The organism is Streptomyces sp. NPDC005962 (genome assembly GCF_040629205.1).
GTDB lineage: Bacteria > Actinomycetota > Actinomycetes > Streptomycetales > Streptomycetaceae > Streptomyces.
In genome coordinates this window covers 167633-185305 of the sequence record NZ_JBEXVE010000005.1, presented here as the reverse complement: position 1 = coordinate 185305, position 17673 = coordinate 167633, and the positions used below count along the sequence as shown (strand labels likewise).

The 17673-nt window shown below is 72.6% G+C and carries 14 protein-coding genes; 7 read left to right on the top strand and 7 right to left on the bottom strand.

What is annotated here, in order from left to right:
• The first annotated feature begins 1 nt into the window (after position 1).
• The 4 genes from ABZ370_RS11130 to ABZ370_RS11115 all read left to right on the top strand — a co-directional run bounded on the left by ABZ370_RS11130 (position 2) and on the right by ABZ370_RS11115 (position 5217).
• The gene (locus ABZ370_RS11130) at positions 2-1990 is read left to right on the top strand and encodes a BTAD domain-containing putative transcriptional regulator (protein WP_358619078.1); all 1989 of its coding nucleotides are present in this window, start codon (positions 2-4) and stop codon (positions 1988-1990) included.
• 156 nt (positions 1991-2146) lie between these two features.
• Complete coding sequence (locus ABZ370_RS11125) at positions 2147-2902, top strand: DUF4232 domain-containing protein (protein WP_358619077.1); 756 nt, start codon at positions 2147-2149, stop codon at positions 2900-2902.
• A gap of 365 nt (positions 2903-3267) precedes the next feature.
• Entirely contained in the window at positions 3268-4263 is a 996-nt protein-coding gene (locus ABZ370_RS11120) for a hypothetical protein (protein ID WP_358619075.1), read from the top strand.
• A gap of 111 nt (positions 4264-4374) precedes the next feature.
• Entirely contained in the window at positions 4375-5217 is an 843-nt protein-coding gene (locus tag ABZ370_RS11115; RefSeq protein WP_358619074.1) for an XRE family transcriptional regulator, read from the top strand.
• 11 nt (positions 5218-5228) lie between these two features.
• Here ABZ370_RS11115 and ABZ370_RS11110 read toward each other — a convergent pair whose 3' ends face one another.
• The gene (locus ABZ370_RS11110; RefSeq protein WP_358619072.1) at positions 5229-7049 is read right to left on the bottom strand and encodes an NHL domain-containing thioredoxin family protein; all 1821 of its coding nucleotides are present in this window, start codon (positions 7047-7049) and stop codon (positions 5229-5231) included.
• A 236-nt stretch (positions 7050-7285) separates the two neighbouring features.
• Between ABZ370_RS11110 and ABZ370_RS11105 the strand changes: the two genes are divergently transcribed.
• A complete protein-coding gene (locus ABZ370_RS11105; protein ID WP_358619071.1) occupies positions 7286-8110 on the top strand; it encodes a maleylpyruvate isomerase family mycothiol-dependent enzyme in 825 nt (274 codons plus the stop codon).
• 42 nt (positions 8111-8152) lie between these two features.
• Here the strand turns inward: ABZ370_RS11105 and ABZ370_RS11100 are convergent, their stop codons facing one another.
• The 5 genes from ABZ370_RS11100 to pdhA all read right to left on the bottom strand — a co-directional run bounded on the left by ABZ370_RS11100 (position 8153) and on the right by pdhA (position 13766).
• Positions 8153-9448 (bottom strand): MFS transporter, encoded by a 1296-nt coding sequence (locus tag ABZ370_RS11100; RefSeq protein WP_358619070.1) that lies wholly within the window; start codon positions 9446-9448, stop codon positions 8153-8155.
• Entirely contained in the window at positions 9445-10104 is a 660-nt protein-coding gene (locus tag ABZ370_RS11095; protein WP_358619068.1) for a GntR family transcriptional regulator, read from the bottom strand. The genes ABZ370_RS11100 and ABZ370_RS11095 overlap by 4 nt, the downstream gene beginning before the upstream one ends.
• A 75-nt stretch (positions 10105-10179) precedes the next feature.
• Positions 10180-11598, bottom strand: a complete 1419-nt coding sequence (locus tag ABZ370_RS11090; RefSeq protein ID WP_358619066.1) for a dihydrolipoamide acetyltransferase family protein — start codon at positions 11596-11598, stop codon at positions 10180-10182.
• Positions 11599-11620: 22 nt separating this feature from the next.
• Positions 11621-12601: an alpha-ketoacid dehydrogenase subunit beta gene (locus ABZ370_RS11085; protein ID WP_358619065.1), complete on the bottom strand. Its 981-nt coding sequence runs from the start codon at positions 12599-12601 to the stop codon at positions 11621-11623.
• 1 nt (position 12602) lies between these two features.
• Positions 12603-13766: a pyruvate dehydrogenase (acetyl-transferring) E1 component subunit alpha gene (gene pdhA, locus ABZ370_RS11080; RefSeq protein ID WP_358619063.1), complete on the bottom strand. Its 1164-nt coding sequence runs from the start codon at positions 13764-13766 to the stop codon at positions 12603-12605.
• Between the two features lie 324 nt (positions 13767-14090).
• Here pdhA and ABZ370_RS11075 point away from each other — a divergent pair, with 324 nt between their 5' ends.
• On the top strand, positions 14091-14747 hold the full coding sequence (locus tag ABZ370_RS11075; protein WP_358619061.1) for a response regulator transcription factor: 657 nt from the start codon (positions 14091-14093) through the stop codon (positions 14745-14747).
• A gap of 108 nt (positions 14748-14855) precedes the next feature.
• Positions 14856-15893, top strand: a complete 1038-nt coding sequence (locus ABZ370_RS11070) for a phosphotransferase (RefSeq protein ID WP_358619059.1) — start codon at positions 14856-14858, stop codon at positions 15891-15893.
• A gap of 117 nt (positions 15894-16010) precedes the next feature.
• On the opposite strand, the gene ABZ370_RS11065 is transcribed toward ABZ370_RS11070, so the two are convergent.
• A complete protein-coding gene (locus ABZ370_RS11065) occupies positions 16011-17606 on the bottom strand; it encodes a protein kinase (RefSeq protein ID WP_358619057.1) in 1596 nt (531 codons plus the stop codon).
• Positions 17607-17673 lie beyond the last annotated feature (67 nt).

Here is a 17673-nt window from a genome sequence, read left to right as displayed (position 1 = left end):
GTTGCACTTCTCCCTGCTGGGCCCGGTGACCGTGACCACAGGCCCCGCGGCGGCCCCCGTCGAGCTTCCGCTGGGACCGTCCAAGCGCCGCAGCGTGCTCGCGATGCTGCTTCTGCGACCCAACTCGACCGTCTCGGTCGACCAGTTGGTGGCCGGTCTGTGGGAGGACGAGCCGCCCGCCCACGCCCGTACCGTCATCCAGGGCCATGTCTCCCGGCTGCGCGCGGCCCTCGCCGAGGGCGGTGCCGACGAGCACGGCGTGGAGCTGACCACCCACAGCTCCGCCTATCTGCTCCGGCTGCCCGCCTCGCTGGTGGACACCGTGCGCTTCGACGACCTGGTGGCCCGCGCCGACCCCGAATCCGCCCCGGCCGAGGCCGTGACGATGCTGCGGCAGGCGCTCGCCCTGTGGCGCGGCCCGGCACTCACCGGGACGGTGGCCAGCCCGCCGTTCGCGGCGGCCGCGCACGCCCTGGAGGAGCGGCGGCTGACCGCCGTGGAGGCCCTCGCCCGGGCGCACGGAGCGCTCGGCGAGTACGAGAAGGCCGCGGGCGTGCTGCACCCGGCGGCCCTCGGCAATCCGCTGCGCGAGGGGCTCATCGCGGATCTGATGCTGGTGCTGTACCGCACCGGGCGGCAGTCCGACGCGATCGCCTGGTTCCACCGCACCCGCGAGATGCTCGCCGACGACCTGGGCGTCGACCCGGGGCAGCGGCTGAACTCCGCGTACCAGGAGATCCTGCGGGCGGAGCCCGCGGCGGAACCGCCGCCCGACCCGCGCACCTCCCGCGACCCGCGTACCTCCCACGACCCGCGCGAGCCGCACACTCCGCGCGACCCGCGCGGCGGGGAGGCCCCGGCGCCCGCCGCGGCCTCCGGCGCCCCCGCGCCCGGCCCCGCGCCGGAGCTGCTGCCCCGGCCGCCCGCCGGGTTCCTGGGCCGGGACGCGGAACTGGCCGAGCTGACCCGGCTGGCGCTGCCCGGCGCCGGGCAGGACCGGTCGTACGGCGGCGCTCCCGCCGGGCTCCCCGCCGAGGGCGGCATCGCCCTCGTCACCGGGGCCGCCGGGGTCGGCAAGACGGGCCTGGCCGTGTACTGGGGCCATGCCTACGCCGCCGCCTTCCCCGACGGGCGGCTCTTCGCCGATCTGCGCGGCTTCAGCGGCGGGGAGGAGGCGGAACCGGCCGCCGTACTGCGCGAGTTCCTGCTCGCCATGGGCACCCCGGCCGACCAGATACCGCCCTCGGAGCAGGCCGCGGGGGCGCTCTACCGCTCGCTGGTGGCCCAGCGGCGGCTGCTGGTGGTGCTGGACAACGCGAGCAGCTCGGCCCAGGTGCGTCCGCTGCTGCCCGGCGGCCCGCACTGCGCCACGCTGGTCACCAGCCGGTCCCGGCTGGACGGGCTGATCGCCACCGATTCCGCCCGCCCGGTGCGGCTGCACGCGCTCGGCCCCGAGGACGGAGCAGCCCTGATCGGCGCGCTGCTCGGCCCCGACCGGGTCGCCGAGGACCCGGCCGCCGCACAGGAGCTGGTGACGCTGTGCGACGGGCTGCCGCTCGCGCTGCGCGCCGCCTCCGCCCAGCTGGTGGCGCGGCCGCGGTGGCGGCTGGCCCGGCTGGCCACGGCGCTGCGCGACGAACGGCGGCGGCTGGCCCTGCTGTCGGCGGAGGACGCCGGAGTGGCGGCCGCGCTGCGCAGCTCGGTGGCCCGGCTCTCCGCGGACGACGCCCAGCTGCTGCGGGTGCTCGGCGCGGGTTTCGCCCGGGAGGTCAACACCGCGGAGGCGGCGGCGCTGTCCGGGGCGGACCCCGATCTGATCCAGGACTCCCTGGAACGGCTCGCCGAGATGCATCTGCTGGACGAGGAGGCCACCAACCGCTACGTCATGAGTGACCTGGTGAAACTCTTCGCCCAGGGCGACGGCGGACGGGGCGCCGGGACGTCCGGCGAGGGCTCGGGCGGGCCGCCGGAGGGAGCCGGTCCGTCCTGAACAGCGGGGGTTGAGTGAGGTGTTAAACGGGGCGTTAGTGAGGCGTTAGCGTTCGGCAGCCACACGGCAGCCGAACGCCAGCGGCCCCGGACAAGCTGATTGTCGTACCGGAAAGCACGGGACAGCAGCCGCACCTCACCCCCGGGGGAACCCACCATGTCGCACGCCGCCTTCCTCGCCCGCCACGCCCGCACCATCCGCTCCGTCGCCGCCGGTCTGACGGTCGTCGCCGCGGGCCTGACGCTCACCGCGTGCGGCGACAACGACGGCACGGGGGCCAAGAGCTCCGGCAAGGCCGACTCCGCGGCCACCGCCCCGGCGAGCCAGGGCGGCGCGGACGCCGGGGCCCGGGGCGAGAGTGGCACCGGCGGCGCCAGCGGTTCGGAGAGCGGCGGGAACGGCGGCACGAAGGACGCCGCCGAGCAGGCCGGAAGCGCCTCCCAGCAGAACGGCGGCGCGGCCGCGCAGAACGGCGGCGGCTCCGGGGCGGACGCCGAGCGGGAGATCGGCACCTGCGACGTCAACAAGGCCATGGTGACCGTCGACTCCGTCAAGCGGCCCATCAACCACCTGCTGCTGAAGTTCACCAACCGGGCCGGAGTGGACTGCGAGGTTCCCAGCTTCCCGATCCTCCGCTTCGACGACGCGCAGGCCGCCACCCCGGCCGCCGGGGAGACCACGCCGCAGTCCGTCATCACGCTGGCCCCCGGCGAGTCCGCCTACGCGGGCATCACCACCTCCCGTGGTGACGACCCGGACGCGGGCGGCGCCAAGATGTCCAAGCTCGGGGTGTCCCTGGAGGGTCTCGACGCCGAGACGACCCTGGACCTGCCCGGCGGCTCGGTGTACGTCGACAACACCGCCCAGGTGACCTACTGGCAGAACACCGCCTCCGACGCGCTCACCTGGTGATCAGCACCCCACGGTTTCCCCAGACGGACCCGTAGCCGACTCCCCCCGGCTGCGTGTCCCCGACGGCCCCCGCCTCCGAGGCGGGGGCCGTCCGCTGTCGTCCCCTGCCGTCGGCGGTCCGTCCGCTGTCCCGTCATGTCCCGAGGCGCCGCCGCCCATGTCCCGCACCGGGCCCTCCCCGGGCGCGTCCCCGCAGGTCGAAGGGGTGTGACGGGATGGGACGTCCCATGGGACGAAAGCTCCCCCGAACTCCCCTGTCCTGCGGCCGAGAGTGGTTCCCGTCACCGCGGCGGATCGGCCCGGCGGCCTCGGCAGAGCGGCTCCGGCGGGCAGTCGGCGCCCTTTCGTCACAGGGGGATTCACACATGACGCACTCCACCACAACAGCCCGGCGCCGGACCATCTGGCGCAAGGTGCTCCCCACGATCGCCGCGGCGGGCATCGGCGCCGCCGGACTCGTGGGCTGCTCGGGCGACGGGGGCACCGGAGGCCATGACGCGAAGGCGGAGAAGGCGGGCAACGCCCAAGCGGCCGACAAGAACGCCCTGAGCCGCGACACGGGGGCCGCGAAGGGCGGGGGCGCCGCCCTCAAGCTGAAGACGACCAGCGGGGAGTTCGGTACGAAGGCGGCGGCCGCCGCCGACTTCCCCACCTGGGGCACGCGCTGGGTCGTCCACCAGAGCGCCGACACCGGCAGCCCCTCCGTCGGCATGATCAACAAGGAGGTGGCGGGCCACGACCGGATCACCGCCGACTACCAGGTCAACACCGGCAAGAAGGCGTGCGAGGGCAGCACCTGCTCGACGTACATGGCGCACATCACCGGGCCGGTCACCGGCTTCCTGAGCGTCCTCGCGGTGGACATCCCGGAGGACTCCCTGCCCGGCGTCCCCGTGCAGAACGGCGGTCCGCAGCCGCCGAAGCCGCCCCAGCCCGGCGGCAGCCGCGCCGAGGCGCTGCAGCGCGCCTCCACCTGGCTCACGGCCAACGGCGGCGGCCGGGTCCCGTACAGCCAGGCCAAGATCTGGAAGGACGGCTACCGCCAGGACTGCTCGGGCTACGTCTCCATGGCGCTGGGCCTGCCGACGCCCGGCACCAACACCGTGGGTCTCACCGGCTCCGGCATCACCAAGCCGGTCGCCGTGAACGACCTCAAGCCGGGCGATCTGCTGATCGACGCCGCCGGCGACAACAACACCCGTCACGTGGTGATGTTCGAGAAGTGGAACAACGACGCCCACACCTCGTACACCTCGTACGAGCAGCGCGGCGACTTCGGTACGGACCACGCGACCCGCACCTACGGCCTGGCGCCGGGCAGCGAGTACAAGCCCTACCGACCGCTGAAGTTCACGGACTGATGCGGTAATTCACCGGCCGGTCCGCAAGCGATCCGGTTCCGGTAACGAGCGGCACGTCCACCTCGGGGGTGTGGACGTGTCGCTCGTCATGTTCATGATCCACATGCTCCAATGGGAAGCGTGCCAGCGCATCCGCATCATTCCGAGAACCCACGGCGCAAGCCGCTCGCCCCGCTTCCCGAGGAACTGTCCGGCCCGGTGCGGGAATTCGTGACCGCACTGCGCCACATGCACGGCGAACTGGGCCTGAGCCTCAAGGAGCTGGAGGGGCGCCTGCCCGCGAGCCGCTCCTCGCTCTCCCGCTATCTGCGCGGTCAGAGCCTCCCCGACGAACGGCTCCTGGTCCAGTGGGGCAAGCTCTCGTTCACCGCCGAGGACCGGCTGCCCGAGCTGGTGAAGCTGCTCCACCGGGCCAACGAGGCCGCCGCGGAGGCCGGTACCGGGCCGGTGGTGGAGCCCGGCGGCGAGCCCGTCGCCCCGCCTGCCGAGGGCACGCCGCCCGAGGGCACGCGGGACCGGCCGCCCCGGCGGCGGCTGCGGCTCACGCTCGCGGCGGTCGGCACCGTCGCCGTCCTCGCCGGGACCACGGTCGGCGTCCTCGCCCTCCGGTCGTCCGGCGACGACGAGCCCCCGACCCTGGGCAACGCCCGGATCACCGTCTTCAACGCCGAGAAGGACTGCCGGGGCGAGCGCGTCCGCACCTGCGCCCTGGGCCTGGCCAAGGACCCGTACATGGCCTACCGCCCCGCCAACATCACGGGCCGGGCCTACCACGGCGACGTACTGCACGCCGACTGCCGCATCGCCAACGGCGTCACCGTCACCGACGAGGCGGGCGGCCACAGCAGCATGTGGTTCCGCGTCTTAAGAGGCGGCGAGCGGATGTGGATTCCGGCCATCCGGATCGATCATGACCAGGTGCAGTACACGACGCTCCCCAACTGCCCCGACTGACCGTCCGCGCGTCAGGACTCCTCGTCCAGCCCGGCCAGCACCAGCGGCAGCCGCGCCGCGCCGCCCTCGGTGACCCGGACCGGAACACCCCAGTCCTGCTGGTGCACATGGCAAGCCGGGTACTCGTTAGCCGGATCGTCGTCGCAGGACGCGGCCATCGCCGAGACGTGCAGCACGCCCTCGGTCACCCCCTCGGCCAGGGCCAGGTCCCGGCGCAGATCCGTGCCCGCGCCCTCGCCGCCCGCCAGCAGCCCGGGCGGGGTCGAGCTGACCAGCAGCCGGGTGGAGGGCCCGTAGCGGGTGTCCAGCTTCTGTCCCGCGGGCGCCTGGAAGACCACGTCCAGCCGGAGCGTGCCCGGGGCGATGTCGGTGGCCGCGCGCTGGGTGCGGTGGGCCACCGCCTCGACCCGTACGGCCTCCTCGGGCAGCCGCAGCCGGGTCAGCCGGTGCCGGGCGGACTCCACCACCACGATGTCCTGGTCGACCAGGACCGCGCCGGACGGCTCGCGCAGATCCGTGGCGAGCGTGGAGACCTCGCCGGTGGCCGGGTCGTAGCGGCGCAGCGCGTGGTTGTAGGTGTCGGCGACGGCGACCGAGCCGTCGGGCAGCGCGGTGACGCCCAGCGGATGCTGGAGCAGGGCCTGCTCGGCGGCGCCGTCCCGGTGGCCGAAGTCGAAGAGGCCGGTGCCGACGGCGGTGCGGACCGCGAAGCCGTCGCCGTCCCGCTCGACCCAGCGCACCGCGGAGCTCTCGGAGTCGGCGATCCACAGCCGGTCCCCGGCCGCGGCGAGCCCGGACGGCTGGGAGAACCACGCCTGGTCGGCGGGCCCGTCCACCAGGCCCTCGTTGGTGGTCCCGGCGGCGGCCGCGACCGTCTGGGCCTGCGGGTCGTACGTCCACAGCTGGTGCACGCCCGCCATGGCGATCCACAGGCGGCCGTCGAACCAGGCCAGGTCCCAGGGGGAGGACAGGTCGACCTCGCGGGCGGGTCCCTCGTCGGGCGAGCCCTGCCACCACTGGCGGCCGGTCCCGGCGAGCGTGGTGGTCTCACCGGTCGCGGGGTCGAAGCGGCGCAGCGCGTGGTTGACGGTGTCGGCGACCGCCACCGTGCCGTCGGGCAGCGCGGCGAGCCCCTGCGGTTCGCTGAACCGGGCCCGGTCGGCCGGGCCGTCGGCGAACCCGCGCTCGCCCGTGCCGATCCGCCGCAGCACACTCTCGCCGTCGGCGGCCAGCTCGACCAGCTGGTGGCGGGTGGTGTCGGAGACCAGGAAGGTGCCGCCGGGCAGCAGCAGCGCCTTGCCGGGGAAGCGCAGCTCGGTGGGGACCGGCTCCGGCGGTACGTACGGCCCGTCGCCGCGGCGCAGCGTGCCCTTGGCGGCGTGCTCGGTCTCCAGCTGCCCGACCAGGGTCTCGATGGCGTGGGCGTGGCCCTCGCCCGCGTGCTGGGCGACCACGTACCCCTCGGGGTCGATGACGACGAGGGTGGGCCAGGCCCGTACCGCGTACTGCTTCCAGGTGGCCAGCTCCGGGTCGTCCAGGACCGGGTGGTGCACCTCGTAGCGCTCGACGGCGTCCACGACGGCCCGGTGGTCGGCCTCGTGGACGAACTTCGGCGAGTGCACCCCGACGATCACGACGGTGTCACGGTGCCTCTCCTCCAGCTCGCGCAGCTCGTCCAGAACGTGCAGACAGTTCACACAGCAGAACGTCCAGAAGTCGAGGATGACGACGCGGCCTCGCAGATCCGCGAGGGAGAGGTCTTTTCCGCCGGTGTTGAGCCAGCCGCCCCGGCCGGTCAGCTCGGGGGCGCGGACGCGTGCACGTGGAGCCATATCCCCATCCAACATCAGCTGGGGGAAACGCATTCCCGCGGGCCGGTTCGACCGGCTCGCCCCGGTCCGTCCCGGTCCGGCGCTCAAGGGTCCGCGAACGGCCGCGGCGCGCACGCGGCAAGCGGCCGTTCCGGGCCTACGATCGGACTCGAAGCACTGCCCTCGCGCGCGTGGGCAGCGTAACTTGAAGCCACACACCTGCACCCAACCCGCGTACCAACCGCCCGAGGGGTCCCGTGACCGTCCATCCCAGCCTTCAGACCTCCATCGACGCCTGGACGCATTCCATCGACGCGATATCGGAGTTGGTGAATCCACTCGCGGAGCGCGAATGGAACCGCGCCACCGAATGCCCGGGATGGTCGGTCCGTGACGTCGTCTCGCATGTGATCGGCCTCGACTGCGAGCTGCTCGGCGATCCGCGCCCGATCCATACGCTGCCGCGCGACCTGTACCACGTCACCAGCGAGATGTCGCGGTACATGGAAGTCCAGGTCGACGTGCGGCGCTGCCATACGGCGCCCGAGATGACCTCCGAGCTGGAGTACACCGTCATCCGGCGGTCCCGTCAGCTGCGCAACGAGAAGCGCGCGCCGGACACCGTGGTGCGCTGGCCCGGCGGCAGCGAGCTGAGCCTGGAGGAGGTGCTGACCCGGCGGGCGTTCGATGTGTGGGTGCACGAGCAGGATCTGCGGCGGGCGCTGAACCAGCCGGGCAACCTGGACTCGCCGGGCGCCTACCTCAGCCGGGACGTGCTGCTGTCGGCGCTGCCGAGGGTCGTCGCCAAGGACGCGGGCGCGGCGCCCCAGTCGGCGGTGGTCTTCGATGTGCACGGCCCGATGGAGTTCATGCGCACCGTGCGGCTGGACGCGGAGGGCCGGGCCACGATCGACGGCAGTGTGTCGCTGGGCCCGACCCTCACGCTCTCCCTGGACTGGGAGACGTACGTACGGCTCGCGTGCGGCCGGGTGCGGCCGGAGGCGGTCGCCGAGCGGGTGAAGGTCGAAGGGGACCAGCAGCTGGCCGACGCCATCGTGGCCAACTTCGCGATCACCCCGTAAGCCCCGTAAGCCCCGTAAGCCCCGTGACCCCCTGACGGGCCTTCACGCCGGTACGTGCACCGCCTCGACGCGGCTCGCGACCACGCGCTCGCGCTCCCGGCGGTGCGCGCGGCCGCGCAGCCGCAGCATCTGGGAGATGCCGAACGCCTCCAGCACGAACACCACGGCGAAGGCGACGCTGTAGTCCTGACCGGTCATGTCCAGGAGTACGCCGATGGCGAGCAGAGTACTCATCGAGGCCGTGAATCCGCCCATGTTGACGATTCCGGAGGCGGTCCCGGTCCGCTCGGGCGGGTTGGCGGGGCGGGCGAAGTCGAAGCCGATCATCGACGCGGGGCCGCAGCTGCCGAGCACCACGCACATGACGGCCAGCATCCACAGCGGTGCGTGGTCGCCGGGCCAGAACAGCACGGTGCCCCACACCAGCGCGGTCGCGCCGACCGTGCCGAAGGCCAGCGGGCCGCGGGCGGCGTGGTGGCGGGCGATGACCTGCCCGTAGACCAGGCCGATCACGATGTTGGACAGCACCACCACCGTCAGCAGCTCACCGGCGGCTCCGCGGGACAGCCCCTGCGCCTCCACCAGGAACGGCATCCCCCACAGCAGCAGGAAGACCATGGCGGGGAACTGGGTGGTGAAGTGCGTCCACATGCCCAGCCGGGTGCCGGGCTCACGCCAGGCGTCCATGAGCTGCTGGCGTACGAAGCCCCCGCCCGTCCGGTCGACGGGCGGCGGCTCGTGCCCCTCCGGGTGGTCCTTGAGGAAGAGCAGCACCAGGACGAGGATGACCACTCCGGCGACCGCGCTGCCCGCGAAGGTCTGGGTCCAGCCGACGCTGTGCAGGATCTGGGCGATCACCAGCGTGGAGACCAGGTTGCCGGCCATCCCGATCAGCCCGGCGAACTGCCCGACCAGCGGCACCCGGCGGGCCGGGAACCAGCGGGAGCCGAGCCGCAGCACGCTGATGAACGTCATCGCGTCACCGCAGCCGAGCACCGCCCGGGAGGCCAGCGCCATGGTGTACGAGTGGGACAGTGCGAAGCCGAATTGCCCGGCGGTGAACAGCACGATCCCCAGCGCCAGCACCTTGCGGGTGCCGAGCCGGTCGACCATCAGCCCGACCGGTATCTGCATGCCCGCGTAGACCAGCACCTGGAGCACGGAGAAGGTGGACAGCGCCGAGGCGTTGATGTGGAAGCGCTCGGCGGCGTCGATCCCGGCCACGCCGAGGCTGGTGCGGAAGACGATGGCGACGAAGTAGACGGCGACACCCAGACCCCAGATGGCGACGGCACGCCGTCCCCCGGGCGGGTCCCCGGGCAATCGGGGCGTGGTCATCGCACGTCCCCCCGGGCGAGCGTGTTCACCCAGCTGATGTGGCGCTGGACGAGCCCGGCCGCCGAGCCCGCGTCCCCGGCGCGCAGCGCCTCCAGGATCTCGGTGTGCTCGGCGATGTTCTTGGCGATCCGGTCGGGCTCGGCGTGCATGGTGGCCACGCCCATCCGCAGCTGCCGGTCGCGCAGCTGGTCGTACAGATGGGCCAGGATCGTGTTCCCTCCGGCCCGGACGATCTCCGCGTGGAAGCAGCGGTCCGCGACCGCGAACGCGCCCAGGTCGCCGGTCGCCGCGTGCCCCTTCTGCTCCTCCATGAGCTCCTCCAGCCGCGCCAGCAGCTGCGGCCCGGCCGGTACCGCCTTGGCCACCGCGTGCTGCTCGACCAGCAGCCGGGTCTCCACCACGTCCGCGATCTCCTGGGCGGAGACCGGCAGCACCAGCGCGCCCTTCTTGGGGTAGAGCTTCAGCAGCCCCTCGGCCTCCAGCCGCAGCAGGGCCTCACGGACCGGCGTACGGGAGACCCCGACGGCCTCGGCCAGCTCGCCCTCGCTCAGCAGCGTGCCGCCCTCGTAGCGGCGCTCCAGGACGGCTTGTTTGACATGGGTGTAGACGCGTTCGGCGGCGGGCGGCGGCTTGGTGACCGTATCGGTGGGACTCATGATGCGCACAGCATAGATACAACACGTATGCCTGCGTACCCCCCGTCCGCATCGCGGACGGGGGGTACTTCCGGGTTAACCCCAGGTGATCAGACGCTTGGGGCGTTCGAGGATGGCCGCGACGTCCGCGAGCACCTTGGAGCCCAGCTCGCCGTCGACCAGGCGGTGGTCGAAGGAGAGCGCGAGGGTCGTCACCTGGCGCGGCTTGACCTCGCCCTTGTGCACCCACGGCTGGAGCTTGACCGCGCCGAAGGCGAGGATCGCCGACTCCCCGCGGTTGAGGATCGGGGTACCGGTGTCGATGCCGAAGACGCCGACGTTGGTGATCGTCACCGTGCCGCCCGTCATCGCCGCCGGGCTGGTCTTGCCGTCGCGGGCGGTGGCCACCAGGTCGCCCAGGGCCTCGGCCAGCCGGGGGAGCGTCTTGGCGTCCGCGTCCTTGATGTTGGGGACGATCAGACCGCGCGGGGTGGCGGCGGCGATGCCCAGGTTGACGTAGTCCTTGTAGACGATCTCCTGGCTGTCCTCGTCCCAGGAGGCGTTGACATCCGGGTTGCGCTTGATGGCCACCAGCAGCGCCTTGGCGACCAGGAGCAGCGGGTTCACCCGCAGCCCGGCCAGCTCCGGGTCCTGCTTGAGGTCGGCGACCAGCTTCATGGTGCGGGTGACATCGACGGTCACGAACTCCGTTACATGCGGGGCCGTGAAGGCGCTGTCCACCATCGCCTGCGCGGTGGCCTTCCGTACGCCCTTGACGGGCACCCGGCGCTCCCGCGCGTCCCGCGCGCCCGTGACCGGGGCGGCGGGCGCGGCGGCGGGCTCCGGGGCCGTGGCGGGGGCTTCCACGGCCGCGTGGACGTCCTCGCGGGTGATGACCCCGCCCGGCCCGGACGGGGTGATCGTCGCCAGGTCGATGCCGAGGTCCTTGGCGAGCTTGCGGACCGGCGGCTTGGCCAGCGGGCGGGCGGTTCCGGGGTGCCCGTTCAGCTCGGGCGCGGGCTCCGCGCGCACCGGCGCGGCGGGAGCCGCGGGGGCGGGCGCGGGCGCCGGGGCCGCGGGGGCCTCGGCCGCCGGGCGCCGGGCGCCGGGCTGGGCCTTACGCGGGCGGCGCTTGGTGGAGGAGGGCGCGGCACCGTAGCCGACCAGGTTGGCCTGGCGCCCCTCCGGCTCGGCCTCGGCGGGGGCCTCGGCGGCGGCTTCCGGCGCGGCGGCGGCCGCGGGCGCGTCTCCGGCGCCCGGGTCGGTGTCCACCGAGATGATCGCCGTGCCCACGTCCACGGTGGTGCCCTCGCCGAAGCGCAGCTCGTGCACCACCCCGGTGAACGGGATGGGCAGCTCCACCGCGGCCTTGGCGGTCTCGACCTCGCAGACCACCTGACCGTCGGTCACGGTGTCACCCGGCGCCACCAGCCACTTGAGGATCTCGGCCTCGGTCAGTCCCTCGCCCACGTCGGGCATCTTGAACTCACGGAAGCGCTGTTCGACTGCGGTCATCGTCACGATCTCCTCAAGCCCTTCAGTACGCCAACGCACGGTCTACGGCGTCGAGCACCCGGTCCAGGTCGGGCAGGTACTCGTCCTCCAGCCGCGAGGGCGGGTACGGCGCGTGATAGCCGCCGACCCGCAGCACCGGGGCCTGGAGGTGGTAGAAACACCGCTCGGTGATGCGCGCGGCGATCTCCGACCCGGTCCCCAGGAAGACCGGTGCCTCATGCACCACGACCAGCCTGCCGGTCCGCTCGACCGACCGCTGGAGCGTGTCGAAGTCGATCGGCGACATCGACCGCAGGTCCACGACCTCCAGCGACTTCCCCTCCTCGGCGGCGGCCGCGGCGGCGTCCAGCGTGACCTTCACCATGGGCCCGTAGGCCGCGAGGGTGAGGTCGGTGCCGGACCGCACCACGCGGGCGGTGTGCAGGGGGCCGGGGATGGCCGAGGTGTCGACCTCGCCCTTGTCGTGGTAGCGGCGCTTGGGCTCGAAGTAGATCACCGGGTCGTCGCTGCCGATGGCCTGCTGGAGCATCCAGTAGGCGTCGGAGGCGTTGGACGGCGAGATCACCTTCAACCCGGCGACGTGCGCGAACAGCGCCTCCGGGGACTCGCTGTGGTGCTCGACCGCGCCGATGCCGCCGCCGTACGGGATGCGGATGACGACCGGCATCTTGACCTTGCCGAGCGACCGCGCGTGCATCTTGGCCAGCTGGGTGACGATCTGGTCGTACGCGGGGAAGACGAAACCGTCGAACTGGATCTCCACCACCGGGCGGTAGCCGCGCAGCGCGAGCCCGATCGCGGTGCCGACGATGCCGGACTCGGCCAGCGGGGTGTCGATGACCCGGTCCTCGCCGAAGTCCTTCTGCAGCCCGTCGGTGACCCGGAAGACGCCGCCGAGCTTGCCGACGTCCTCTCCCATGATCAGGACCTTGGGGTCGCTCTCCAGCGCCGTGCGCAGCGACGCGTTGATCGCCTTGGAAAGCGACATCTTCTGGGCGGCCATGTCAGATGCCTTCCTCGGCGGTTTCGAACGAAGCCTGGTACGCGGCGAACTGCGCCCGCTCCTCGTCCACGAGCGCGTGGCCGTCGGCGTAGGTGTGCTCGAACAGTGCCATGTCATCGGGGTCGGGCATGGACCGGACCGTCTCCCGCACCCGCTTGGCGAGCGCGTCGGACTCCTGCTCCAGGGCGTCGAAGAACGCCTCGTCCGCGTGTCCCTCGTTGGTGAGGAGGATGCGCAGCCGCAGGATCGGGTCCTTGGTCTCCCACAGCTCCCGCTCCTCGGACGAGCGGTAGCGCGTCGGGTCGTCGGAGGTCGTGTGGGCACCCATGCGGTAGGTGAACGCCTCGACGAGCATCGGGCCCTGGCCGGTGCGGGCCCGCTCCAGCGCCGCCTTGGTGACGGCGAGACAGGCGAGCACGTCGTTGCCGTCCACCCGGACGCCGGGGAAGCCGTAGCCCTGGGCGCGCTGGTAGAGCGGGACCCGGGTCTGCTTCTCGGTGGGCTCGGAGATGGCCCACTGGTTGTTCTGGCAGAAGAAGACGACCGGGGCGTTGTAGACCGCGGAGTAGGTGAACGATTCGGCCACGTCGCCCTGGCTGGAGGCGCCGTCCCCGAAGTAGGCCAGCACGGCGGTGTCCGCGCCGTCCTTGGCCACGCCCATCGCGTAGCCGGTGGCGTGCAGCGTCTGCGAGCCGATGACGATGGTGTACAGGTGGAAGTTGTTGCTGTTGGGGTCCCATCCGCCGTGGTTCACCCCGCGGAACATCCCCAGCAGATTCGTCGGGTCGACCCCGCGGCACCAGGCGACGCCGTGCTCGCGGTAGGTCGGGAAGACGTAGTCGTCGTCGTGCAGGGCCCGGCCGGAGCCGATCTGCGCGGCCTCCTGGCCGAGCAGCGAGGCCCACAGGCCCAGTTCGCCCTGGCGCTGCAGAGTGGTGGCCTCGGCGTCGAAGCGCCGCGTCAGCACCATGTCCCGGTACAGGCCGCGCAGCTCGTCGGGGGTCGGGTCGATCGCGTAGTCCGGGTGCTCGACCCGCTCGCCCTCCGGGGTCAGCAGCTGTACGAGTTCCGGTTCCGCCGACTGCTTCTTCGTGCTCCGCGCGCTGGTGCTGCGCTTGGCTCCGCTGCGGCGCGGCTTGCGCGCGGCAGTGCTCTCCACGGTCACGTGTGCTCCTCCGTCTGTCCGGCCTCCGGGATCGGCCGGCGGCCAGTTGCGGCTCGCCCGTCCGACGACGACGCACGGGGTGGGTGCGGCGAAACGTCCGTCCAGGCGTGACAGGTTCCCGGCGGTCGGCCCTGCACAAGGCACGTTACCCAGTGCTCCGCATTCCTGCGAAACCCCACCTGACCTGCAATTTTGCTTGGATTTCCAAGTAAATCGCGCGGTTGGGTGAACATCCACTGGTCACAGCCTCGCCGACCGTCGGTCCCTCGCACGTTATCCCGCAGGACAAAGGCGCGGGAAGACTTGGTGTGTGAGACTGGAGCCGTGCGCGAAGAAGGAAAAATCAGGATTTTCCTACTCGACGACCACGAAGTCGTACGACGCGGCGTGCGCGAGCTGCTGGCGAGCGAGCCGGACATGGAGGTGGTCGGCGAGGCGGGCACCGCGGCCGACGCCCTCGCCCGGATCATCGCCACCCGCCCCGACGTCGCCGTGCTGGACATCCGGCTGCCCGACCGCAGCGGGGTCGAGGTCTGCCGGGAGATCCGCTCGCGCGACGAGACCATCCGCTGCATGATGCTCACCTCCTTCGCCGACGACGAGGCCCTGTTCGACGCGATCATGGCGGGCGCGTCCGGCTATGTGCTCAAGGACATCCGCGGCAGCGAACTGCTCGCCGCCGTCCGGGACGTGGCCGCGGGCCGCTCGCTGCTCGACCCGGTGGCCACCGCCCGGGTGCTGGAGCGGCTGCGCGGCGGCGGCGTCAAGCCCGACGACCGGCTCGCCTCGCTCACCGAGCAGGAGCGCCGCATCCTGATACTGATCGGGGAGGGGCTGACCAACCGGGTGATCGGCGAGCGGCTGCACCTCGCCGAGAAGACGATCAAGAACTATGTCTCCAGCCTGCTCTCCAAGCTCGGCATGGAGCGCCGCTCCCAGGCCGCCGCCTTCGTGGCCCGGATGCAGGCCCAGAAGAACTGAGCTCCGGGGCTCCCCCAAGCACCGTTCCTGGGCTCCCCCAAGCATCATTCGGCCTGCCGCGTCAACTCACGCATGGCCCGTGACGCCGGGTGATCTAACATCTGGCACGTGCCGCGCTCACATGTAGACCTCGCCGAGGCCGCTCCCGACGGGGAAACCCTGGGCGCCCTGCTCCGCCGCTACGACCGGGCCGGTGAGCCGGTGTCCTGCGACCCCCTCACCGAGGGCCTGCTCAACCGCGGCTACCGGCTCGCCACCACCCGCGGCCGGTTCTTCCTCAAGCACCACCTCGACGGCGACCGCACCGCCATCGCCCGCCAGCACCGGGTCACCCAGCGGCTCGGCGCGCTCGGCCTGCCCGTCGCCCCGCCGGTCCCGGACGCCCACGGCCGCACGGTCGCCGTCATCGGCGGCCGCTGCTACGCCCTCCACCCCTGGATCGACGGGCGGCACCGGGACGGCGCGGCCCTGACCACGCCCCAGTGCTGGCGGCTGGGCGGGCTGCTCGGCTTCGCCCACACCTGCCTGGAGCAAGTCATGCGGGCCGGGGCCTGTGACCGCGAGCCGCCGGAGCCCGCGGCCGAACCCGACGACACGTACGCCGCCATCGACGAGCTGCTCGCCCTGGTCCGCGGCCACCGGCCGCGCGACACCTTCGACGAACTCGCCGAGCACCGCCTGACCGAGCGCCGCGCGCTGCTGGAACGCCATGCCCACCGGCGGCCGGAGGCGGACGCGATCCCGGCCACCGGCTGGGTGCACGGCGACTTCCACCCGCTGAACCTGCTCTACCGCGACACGGAACCGGCCGCGATCGTCGACTGGGACCGGCTGGGCGTCCAGCCGCGCGCCGAGGAGGCCGTCCGCGCCGCCGCGATCTTCTTCGTACGCCCCGGCGGCACCCTGGAGCTGACCAAGGTCCGCTCCTACGCCCGCGCCTACCGCCGCATGGCGGGCGCCGGGGCCGCCGAGATGGCGGCGGCCGTGCACCGGGTGTGGTGGGAGCGGCTCAACGACTTCTGGATGCTGCGCTGGCACTACGAGCGCGGCGACCACCGCGCCGATCCGCAGTTCCCGGCCGCGGCCGCGCTGGTGGTGTGGTGGACGCGGGAGTACGAGGCGGTCCGCGACGCCTTCTGCGACTGACGCCCGCGCGCCGGCCGGCGCCTGGTACTCATGCGACTGCCCCGGCACCGCTCGCGCGGGGCCGGGGCAGTCGGGGTGTCAGGCGGGGTCAGCACGGATGACGCTGGATCGAGCTGGTCAGCCGATGCTGTCGCCGGACGGGATACCGCCGGTCGGCTGGTCGCCACCGCCGCCGTCCGGCGGCGGCGTCGTCTCGCCGCCGTTGTCGGGCGGCGTGGTCGGGTCGCCGCTGCCGTCGCCGGGCGTGGTCTGGGTGTCCGTCGGGAGGTCGGTCGGACCGCTGGTCGGCTGGTTCGGCACCTGCGGATCGCTGGGCCGACCGGTGTACGACGGGCCGGTCGGGTCCTGGGACGGTGTGTAGTCGCCCGTGCCGCCGGTGGAGTCGCCGGTCTGCGGAGCGTCCGTCGTCTCCTCCGTGGGATCGTCGCTCGGCTTCTTGCTCTCCTTCTCCTGGGTCGCCGTCGGCTTATTCGTCGGCTGGTTGCCGCTGCCCTTGTCGCCGCTGAGGTCCAGCGCGAACGCGACCCCGACCGCCACGGCGATCACCGCGAGCGCCGCGATCAGCCACATCTTGCCGCGGCCACCCCGGCGGCCCCGGCCGGAGCCTCCGTCGTAGCCGCCCCCGGCGTTCCCCCCGCCGGGCGCGACCATCGGCTGCTGCGAGGTGGCGCCGTTGCCCGGGTGCGGCATCGCGGTCGTCCCCGCCATGCCCATCGCCCCGGTGGAGCCGCCGAGGTGCTGGGTGACCGGGCCGGTGTTCCAGACACCGGTGTGGCCGCCCGCCTCCTGGAGCATCTGCAGCGCGTACTGGACCAGTCCGCGCATCTCCTCGGCGCTCTGGAACCGGTCGTCCGGGTCCTTGGCGAGCGAGCGCATCACCAGGCCGTCCAGCTCCGGCGGAACCTGTCCGCCCGAAATTTCGGACGGTGGCACCGGATTGTCCTGAACGTGCTGATAAACGACCGAAAGAGGAGTCTCACCGGTGAACGGCGGACGCAGCGCGAGCAGTTCGTACAGCAGACACCCGGTCGCGTACAGGTCGGAGCGGTGGTCGACCGCCTTGCCGAGCGCCTGCTCGGGCGAGAGGTACTGCGGGGTGCCCATGACCATGCCGGTCTGGGTCATGGTGGACTGCGCGCCGTGCAGGGCACGGGCGATGCCGAAGTCCATGACCTTGACCGCGCCGGTCTGGGTGATGATCACGTTCGCGGGCTTGATGTCCCGGTGCACGATGCCGTGCTGATGGCTGTAGGCGAGCGCCTCCAGCACCCCCGAGACGATGATCAGCGCCTGGTCCGGCGGCGGCGCCTCGGCGTTCAGCAGCAGGTCGCGGATGGTGTGGCCCTCGACCAGCTCCATCACGATGTAGGGGACGGTGCTCGCGCCGACGACGTCCTCGCCGGAGTCGTACACCGCGACGACCGCGTGGTGGTTCAGGCCCGCGACGGACTGTGCCTCGCGGGTGAAGCGGGCCTTGGACACCGGGTCCTCGGCCAGGTCCGCGCGGAGCAGCTTCACCGCGACCGTCCTGCCGAGCCGGATGTCCTCGGCGGCGAAAACCTCCGCCATGCCGCCTCGGCCCAGGCGACCGGTGAGACGGTAGCGGCCATCGCCGACCAGTCCACCATTTCCCCACGCCTCGGGCACATCGGACATTCCGGACCCGGTAGCGTCAGGTTCGGAGGGCCCCTGGGCGCTCTGGGTCTGTGCCATCGGTCCTCGCCGTCTCGGTCTAGGTGGGGGGGTCTGGTCGAGATCGCCCCGCCCGCGGGCGGTACGG

Bases quoted from the DNA above. Each gene is read 5' to 3' on its own strand.
- ABZ370_RS11125 (WP_358619077.1), top strand. From the start codon at position 2,147: ATGTCGCACGCCGCCTTCCTCGCCCGCCACGCCCGCACCATCCGCTCC.
- ABZ370_RS11120 (WP_358619075.1), top strand. From the start codon at position 3,268: ATGACGCACTCCACCACAACAGCCCGGCGCCGGACCATCTGGCGCAAG.
- ABZ370_RS11115 (WP_358619074.1), top strand. From the start codon at position 4,375: ATGGGAAGCGTGCCAGCGCATCCGCATCATTCCGAGAACCCACGGCGC.
- ABZ370_RS11110 (WP_358619072.1), bottom strand. From the start codon at position 7,049: ATGGCTCCACGTGCACGCGTCCGCGCCCCCGAGCTGACCGGCCGGGGC.
- ABZ370_RS11100 (WP_358619070.1), bottom strand. From the start codon at position 9,448: ATGACCACGCCCCGATTGCCCGGGGACCCGCCCGGGGGACGGCGTGCC.
- ABZ370_RS11095 (WP_358619068.1), bottom strand. From the start codon at position 10,104: ATGAGTCCCACCGATACGGTCACCAAGCCGCCGCCCGCCGCCGAACGC.
- ABZ370_RS11090 (WP_358619066.1), bottom strand. From the start codon at position 11,598: ATGACCGCAGTCGAACAGCGCTTCCGTGAGTTCAAGATGCCCGACGTG.
- ABZ370_RS11085 (WP_358619065.1), bottom strand. From the start codon at position 12,601: ATGGCCGCCCAGAAGATGTCGCTTTCCAAGGCGATCAACGCGTCGCTG.
- ABZ370_RS11065 (WP_358619057.1), bottom strand. From the start codon at position 17,606: ATGGCACAGACCCAGAGCGCCCAGGGGCCCTCCGAACCTGACGCTACC.